Origin of the sequence: Arsukibacterium sp. (genome assembly GCF_033722355.1) — a bacterium.
GTDB lineage: Bacteria > Pseudomonadota > Gammaproteobacteria > Enterobacterales > Alteromonadaceae > Alishewanella.
Map to the genome: position 1 here is coordinate 1 of NZ_JAWVZF010000149.1, position 6,774 is coordinate 6,774.

Genomic DNA, 6,774 nt, shown 5'->3' on the forward strand with positions numbered 1-6,774 from the left:
CTAAACGCTTAGCAACATCAGCGATGGAATGACCGCGATCAACAACTTGTTTAACCGCTTCGATTTTGAATTCTTCAGGATAGCGTTTACCGCTCATAAGCACCTCTCTTTGAGTTAGTTTATCTAACTAAGAGGTGTCTAAGAAACTAGTGGCGATTCAGCACCTACCGTTAGACAATGTGTTACTCATCGCTCTCTCACCCCTTCATCCACTGCTTTAATCACTGGTGATAATAAAAACTCTATAATTCTGCGCTCACCGGTTTTTACTTCTACCGTTACTGCCATACCCGAGCCCAACGGCACAGTTTTATTACCGGCTTTAATGCTGTGCTGCTTAAGTTTTACCTTAATAGGAAATACCAGGCCCACACCTTCCAGCTCGACGGCATCGGTGGAGATATCGGTAATTTCGCCCTCTATTACCCCGTATTTGACCCCATAGTTGTTTTCATTTTTAAAGCTCCTTTTTAAATAAAAATTCATAAAACACCTTTAAAGCAGACCAATACCATCGTCCCGCCCAATGGAGACAAGTACCTAAAATAACGGGCGTAAAAAAGCACAATGCCATGCCATAAATGACTAGTGCACCAAAAGGCGTTTCAAACATCCGATAACCAATTGCAGCACCCCCAGCTGAGATTTGTGGCAGTGGCTTAGGGGCAAATACTGGCTCTAACCAAAGCCCGGAATAAAACGCAAAAATATAAAAAGCGCAGTAAATTCCAAAAAAGACATAACGGCAGTGAAAATTAAAGACATCCCGAAAATTTGTTATGCGTAATTGAGGGGTTGCGGGTTTAAACGATGTTCCCATCAACGCTATCAATAACGTCAGTGGAGCCAGAATGAAATTAATAGTGTAAATATAAGGAAACTTATCACGCAGATACCACGAATGCTGCACAGTGGCTTTGGCACCGGGTACTGTTTCTACCACTGAATACGCCAACCAATTGAACCATGCAGGCATCGACTGGGCTGAAGACCCATAAATCACGTACCAATTACTAAAAAATACTATGAACATTAAGAATGTCATCAATGTCCAATATTTAGTGCGAACCCAAACAAGCCTTGGGTTACTATCCACCATGCCATCGTTGATTTTCTGGTGCACCCGCAGCAGCCAGCTTCTCTGCTTGTTATTGTCTTGCGTCATCGCTCCCTTACTCCTTCATCCACCGCTTTAGTTACCTGAAAAAATATCGGTGTCGCCAGCCCCACCAGCTGAATAAATAATGAGGCCATCAGCACATCGGCAAATAAGTGGCGGTATTTAATTAAAGCCGGAATAAACCAGCGAAAGCCAACTGGTTTTGGCATCCAGCAAACCGGCGCGTTTAGTTAAATGCAGTAGCTCGCCTGTCCACATAACCGCTAACATTGTTAACGAAATGCTTTGCACCTGGCCGCTGGTAATATCCTGAATAAGGGCTTTATTATCTTTAATCCGGGCCAGGATAAAGTAACTGCCATCATGGGTTTTACCGACAGCCGGCAACAGCAATGCATCTAACTTAGCGGGTTCAACCTGAATAAACCTGGCTTTAAAGCCTAAGCTTTTAGCGGCTTTCACCAGGTAAATATCATTTAGATCATCACTTTGCGGTGTGAATTCTCTGAGGATGGCACTCACTTCAGCGGGGGTTTGCTGCATGCGGGCGACAATAGCCAGACACTGCACGCCAACTGCAAATGGCGAATTCTGCGACATAAGTTCCCTTTAAGAACACAAAAAAACGCGCAGACATTAGCAGCAGTTAGCTAAAAATCAAATAACAAATGTATTTTTTTGTAAATTATTATAGGCCAACCGTAATATAACTGCATTGGCAACGTAGGAGCTGAGGTTAACCGGCAGCTCCACACGTGGGGCTTATAACGAGGGCGATAAGATTTTTACTACTGAATAAAAGCCGCTGCCAAGCCAATAATACCCCCGAAGACACCACCCCAGACCACCAGCCAGCCTAAATGCTGGCGGATCATCTGCTGAATAATCTCTTTTACCAGTTCCGGGGTCAGTTCAGCCAGCCGTTGCTGCACTATGGTATCTACCTGATCACGGATCTGTGCTAACTGCTCAGGCTGATCAAGCTGCGCCAGCACCAGCTGATTAAATTCCTCACTGCGGGAAACGTCAGTTAAGGCTGCTTTTAACCGCTCAATAAAAGGCTCTTTTAACGGCAACAGAGCAGCACTACCACCAAACATGTTCAGCATACCGCCAAAAGATGACTGTTCTACCACTTTTAGCAGCGAATCAAACGCCGGCGATAAGTCGGTTTTGGCGATGACCGGCTCAAAGTCAAAGGTGGGGGCAGGTTTATCATCCAGCGGGGACTGTTGTCTGGCGGTTAAAAAGCGTTCGATATTGTCGGCACTGAAAAACTGGCTCATCACCAGCTGATAGATACCGGCTTTAAACTCAGCAAACCGTGCCGGAATTACCCCTGAGCCATACAGTAGCGGTACCTTTTCAAACAACATATGAACGGCAAGCCAGTTGGTTAATGCACCTGATAACGCAAATAATCCGACACTAAGCAAAACCGGCTGCTGCCAGTACCACGCCGCAGCGACCACCAGCGCGGCTATCCCATTGGTAATAATATTTTTATTCATACCTGATCTCTGACTAGCGATTAAAAGACGAGACGCCGATTCTAATCAGCCAGTCAGCAGCAGGCAAGTCATCCGGCTTTGAAAAGCCCGGCTAACTTCAGTTATATCCCAGCACCGCACAATGGCTGATGTCGGCATCGCGTGAAGCGGTGGTATTTAACGGTTTACGTTTATCATCCCAGGCCAGACTCAGTGCTTTACGCTCTGGCTGACTTGCCTCAGCAGCTTGGTTTTGCTGAGAAAAAAACTGTTTTTGTGACATATCACGTTTTTTGGAAACACTCATAACAGACTCCTGCCTTACCTGAAAACAGCGGTATGGGGAGTTAACATTCATCAGCTGCACGTCTGGTGAACCGCTATGTTCACCACTGATTTATCTCTGTCCAACCGCTCGTAAACACTAAGCGTAGGTTGGCTAAACTGAGCCTGAGCTGAATCAGTTAAAAAATTAGCAGACTTCAGGCCGTGTCGTGTTGCGGCTTCGTTAAAGATAAGCGCGGTTGAACGACTCCTTGGACTGCTGCAGATAACTGCGGGCTTTAGCAGCATGACTGTCCCAGATTTGTTTATCCGCTTGCTCAGTAAAGGGGTTCTGGCTGCTGTGTACAGAGCGCTCAAAGCGATCATAATAGGTCAGCACCGCTGATGTGATCTGGTTAAACTGGTCTTTATAACTCTGGGTCTGCTCCAGTTGCTCTGAGGTTTTCAGCACAAACCGGATAAGCTCAGTATTATTGCCTTCACTAAGGTAACTATTGGCTTTAAGGGTAATATTGCCCGCTACCTCACTCATCAGTTTTTGCCGGATAAGTTCGTCTTTGCTGAGCGCCCGGCTAACTGTTTCCTGTGAGCGGGCCATACTGGCATGGTGTAACGTATCACGCAGCTGTTTATCCAGATCGCGCCGGAACCGGTCGACCGTCTTCTGAATAGCCAGCAGTTCATTGTCCAGCGCCACAGCCTGAGTCAGCTCTTTTTCAAGCTCGGATAAAAACCGCTCTGCATCCTGATATATTTTCAGGCCATTCTGTTCAGCAAATTTACGATCGGCCCGGCTTAAACCGGCATCCTTGTAATTGCTTTTATCAAAACTGGACGCAAGGAAAGACTTAAACGGCTCGGCAAAGGCCGAGTAGGTGCCGCCACTGACCACATTCAGACTGGCGGTGACCAGATCACCAAAGGGTTTTAACATCGAATTTAACCGTGCTTGCTGCAGTGGTGTAGTCACCCGCCTGGCATCAGTGACAATACTGCGAAAGCTGGCATAGGCCATCGGGTTAGACATTCTGTTGCGCTCAGAACCTGCCAGCGCCAGTGCAATACCTGAATGCAGGGCATTGGCGTATTCCAGATACTGTCGCTGTAAATCCAGCTGAGCCGCGTAGTTTTCACCGAGAGTTCGAAATGACTCAGCTTGCAGGGCAATATTCTGATCGTCCCGCAGCTTATCAAGAATGCCACTGACAATGCGCTGTTCATTTTTCTGCAGCGCCGTCGCAAGCAAAATACGCTCGACCATCACATCATCCAGCGCGACAGCGCCATGATTAACCTCAATATCAAATCGCAGATAACGGCTGGCCGGCTCATCAATCGATACCCGGTGTGCTTTAAAACTGGTATCACCCGCCGTATGCTCGATCAGGGCAACGGGCTGCCACAATGCATTCAGCCCCGGCAGTTCGGATATCAGCACATGAATACGATACGAGGTATTCACGGTTTCAGGCCGCAGCCACAACTCCAGCACGCCCATCTCATTAATCGCGTTTTTGCTGAACAACACCGCATTACCTGGCTGACAATGCAAGGCTAACTCACCGGAGCGCGGTGTCCCGGGAAGAGACCGGCAGTCGCCCAGATGCTGCCACTGTGTTTCATTACTGCTTTCAAACCCATCACTAAAAACGACTGCAGTCTGTGCGGCAACCGCCGGCAGCCAGACAGCAAGCACCAACGCAACAACATTACGCATGCACACTCCGTAAAGCAAAAAGGTTAAAACCGCCGGACAGCGGTTTTTGGCAGTAAGGCTATTTTACCAGCAATTCACGGGCGCTGGACAGCACCCTTTAATCATTTTCTGCCGGCAGCATAGTGCCGCTTCTAAGCAACTCTCTTAAGGTTGTTAAACCTTGCGCCGCTTTGTCCAAACCATCATCCAGCATCAGTGGCACGTCACGGTTTTGTAACGCCTGACGCATCGCGTGCTCATTTTCATGGCGCAAAATCATCTCGTAGTCAGCCTGATTAGGCTGCCAGATTTCAAAAATGCCAATTCGCCCTTTAAAGCCAAGGCCGGCACAGGATGGACATCCCACCGGCGCCCAGGTTTTCTCAGGAACCTCGCGGCCACACTTTTCCAGCCACTGGGTTTCAATGCTGTCGGGAGCGCGCTGGGTGCGACATTCCGGACACAGCCTTGCCACTAAACGCTGTGCTGCCACCAGTGTCAGGTTGGTGGCAATTTCAAAATTATCCAGTCCTAAATTTCGTAATGCTGCAATAGTGCCGACGGCATCACGGCTATGCAGGGTGCCCATCAATGCCCGCCCGCTGGTCGCAACACTCACTGCAGCCTTGGCAGAGGGCCTGTCCCGTACTTCACCAATTAATACATAATCAGGGTCCAGCCTGAGCATAGCCAGGGTACCGTTTTCAAAATTAAGGCCATAGCGTTCATTTACCTGAATTTGATTGATACCCGGTATCGCATACTCAACCGGATCTTCCAGCGTAATAACATGACTGTCATTCATTTTAAGCTCATGCAACAACGAGTACAGCGTGGTTGTTTTACCGCTGCCGGTTGGCCCCGCCACCAGAAACATACCACCAGTGGCATCCATCCAGCGCCTTATCCATCCTAACCCTTCGTCAGAAATGCCAAGCCTTTTAATATCTGTCATGCCGTCGGTTTGCTTCAACAGCCTTATCGCCAGCTTATCACCGCCAATACAGGGCACAGCTGTTACCCGTAAATCCAGCTCTTCGTCATCCAGCAGATACACAAAACTGCCCTCTGCACTGCTCACTGCCGGTATCGGATCCAGCCTGGCGAGTGCTTTAAACTGGTTACCCAGCCGCAGGCCCTGCCCCGGCGCCAGGTCAACCGCATCTCTTATTACACCATCAATCCTCAGCCGTATCCGGTACTGATCATCAAAAGGGTCCAGGTGAATATCAGTGGCTCTGGCTGCGACGGCATCGTTTATTAACGCATAGGCTTCCAGTGTATCTTCAGCCTGCTCGTCATCCGTCTCATTAAGATGACGGTAAAAATCTTTCAGCAAATCTTTGCGAAGTTTGCGCTCTGCCTGGTTAATTCCGCTCATCACGTTTTCCCCTGAAAATTAAATCCCTGTCATATGGCTCAGCAGTCAAGTATAGCAAACAGGATTAGCCCGGTTTGCCAGCAGCTAACGCGCAGGCAACGTTACCCCTGCCAGTATTTGAAAGTGGCGGTCAGCCACCGCAGGTTAGTCATGGGCAATAGGTTTATCGGTAAACAAATAATCTTTCAGCTGTTTGTCAAAGTGCGGATCGCGTCGTCTTATCCACTCCAACACCATAGCGGCATGCTCTTTTTCTTCATCGCGGTTATGAATAAGAATTTTTTTAAGCTGCTCATCGGTACAGGCATCAACCCGTTGGTTATACCAGTCAACGGCTTCCAGTTCTTCCATTAAAGAGGTGATAGCGCGGTGCATCTCGCGGGTTTCAGCGGTTAATTCTGCCACAGGTTCATGATAGCCTTCATTTGCCATAGATATCTCCACTTCCAGTACGTTAAAAACCTTAGTGTAGATGACTGTACCGGCACTTGCCTGCCCGCTCGCCGTTAAAGGGGGAGTTTTGCGATGTTTTGCCCGATAATGTGCGTTTCTGTGCTTAAGTGGAACCCTTGGAGAAATTGCCAAATGCCAAATGCCAAATGCCAAAGTTTGAACCAAATGCGCGATCTCTGTCGCGCTAAATGAAAAGAGCCTACGCAGTAGGCCGAGAGAGGGATTGCCAGCACCATCCATGGCGCTGGCCCTGCGGGCCGCACTAAAGTGCGTCCAAATTCGCTCCCAACGAATTTGTCGAACTCAGGGTTCGAACCAAATCCTCGATCTCTGCCGCGTTAAATGAAAA

Annotated in this window: 10 protein-coding genes; all 10 read right to left on the bottom strand. The window is 48.3% G+C overall.

What is annotated here, in order from left to right:
- A partial coding sequence (locus tag R3177_RS11955; protein WP_318971267.1) for a transposase occupies positions 1 to 97 on the bottom strand: 97 nt, incomplete at its 3' end.
- An 89-nt stretch (positions 98 to 186) separates the two neighbouring features.
- Positions 187 to 486: a hypothetical protein gene (locus R3177_RS11960; protein ID WP_318971258.1), complete on the bottom strand. Its 300-nt coding sequence runs from the start codon at positions 484 to 486 to the stop codon at positions 187 to 189.
- Positions 458 to 1,165, bottom strand: a complete 708-nt coding sequence (locus R3177_RS11965; protein ID WP_318971259.1) for a hypothetical protein — start codon at positions 1,163 to 1,165, stop codon at positions 458 to 460. The genes R3177_RS11960 and R3177_RS11965 overlap by 29 nt, the downstream gene beginning before the upstream one ends.
- A complete protein-coding gene (locus R3177_RS11970; RefSeq protein ID WP_318971260.1) occupies positions 1,162 to 1,329 on the bottom strand; it encodes a hypothetical protein in 168 nt (55 codons plus the stop codon). Before R3177_RS11970 ends, R3177_RS11965 begins: the two co-directional genes overlap by 4 nt.
- Entirely contained in the window at positions 1,283 to 1,720 is a 438-nt protein-coding gene (locus tag R3177_RS11975; protein WP_318971261.1) for a cysteine peptidase family C39 domain-containing protein, read from the bottom strand. The genes R3177_RS11970 and R3177_RS11975 overlap by 47 nt, the downstream gene beginning before the upstream one ends.
- Before the next feature lie 188 nt (positions 1,721 to 1,908).
- Positions 1,909 to 2,631, bottom strand: a complete 723-nt coding sequence (locus tag R3177_RS11980; RefSeq protein ID WP_318971262.1) for a DUF445 domain-containing protein — start codon at positions 2,629 to 2,631, stop codon at positions 1,909 to 1,911.
- A 97-nt stretch (positions 2,632 to 2,728) separates the two neighbouring features.
- Positions 2,729 to 2,917, bottom strand: a complete 189-nt coding sequence (locus R3177_RS11985) for a hypothetical protein (protein WP_318971263.1) — start codon at positions 2,915 to 2,917, stop codon at positions 2,729 to 2,731.
- A 201-nt stretch (positions 2,918 to 3,118) separates the two neighbouring features.
- On the bottom strand, positions 3,119 to 4,612 hold the full coding sequence (locus R3177_RS11990; RefSeq protein WP_318971264.1) for a hypothetical protein: 1,494 nt from the start codon (positions 4,610 to 4,612) through the stop codon (positions 3,119 to 3,121).
- 97 nt (positions 4,613 to 4,709) lie between these two features.
- A complete protein-coding gene (locus R3177_RS11995; protein ID WP_318971265.1) occupies positions 4,710 to 5,972 on the bottom strand; it encodes a GspE/PulE family protein in 1,263 nt (420 codons plus the stop codon).
- Positions 5,973 to 6,116: 144 nt separating this feature from the next.
- Positions 6,117 to 6,404: a ferritin-like domain-containing protein gene (locus R3177_RS12000; RefSeq protein ID WP_318971266.1), complete on the bottom strand. Its 288-nt coding sequence runs from the start codon at positions 6,402 to 6,404 to the stop codon at positions 6,117 to 6,119.
- Positions 6,405 to 6,774 lie beyond the last annotated feature (370 nt).

Coding starts and splice junctions, on each gene's coding strand:
- R3177_RS11965 (WP_318971259.1), bottom strand. CDS start 1,165: ATGACGCAAGACAATAACAAGCAGAGAAGCTGGCTGCTGCGGGTGCAC.
- R3177_RS11970 (WP_318971260.1), bottom strand. CDS start 1,329: ATGCCAAAACCAGTTGGCTTTCGCTGGTTTATTCCGGCTTTAATTAAA.
- R3177_RS11985 (WP_318971263.1), bottom strand. CDS start 2,917: ATGAGTGTTTCCAAAAAACGTGATATGTCACAAAAACAGTTTTTTTCT.
- R3177_RS11960 (WP_318971258.1), bottom strand. CDS start 486: ATGAATTTTTATTTAAAAAGGAGCTTTAAAAATGAAAACAACTATGGG.
- R3177_RS11975 (WP_318971261.1), bottom strand. CDS start 1,720: ATGTCGCAGAATTCGCCATTTGCAGTTGGCGTGCAGTGTCTGGCTATT.
- R3177_RS11990 (WP_318971264.1), bottom strand. CDS start 4,612: ATGCGTAATGTTGTTGCGTTGGTGCTTGCTGTCTGGCTGCCGGCGGTT.
- R3177_RS12000 (WP_318971266.1), bottom strand. CDS start 6,404: ATGGCAAATGAAGGCTATCATGAACCTGTGGCAGAATTAACCGCTGAA.
- R3177_RS11995 (WP_318971265.1), bottom strand. CDS start 5,972: ATGAGCGGAATTAACCAGGCAGAGCGCAAACTTCGCAAAGATTTGCTG.
- R3177_RS11980 (WP_318971262.1), bottom strand. CDS start 2,631: ATGAATAAAAATATTATTACCAATGGGATAGCCGCGCTGGTGGTCGCT.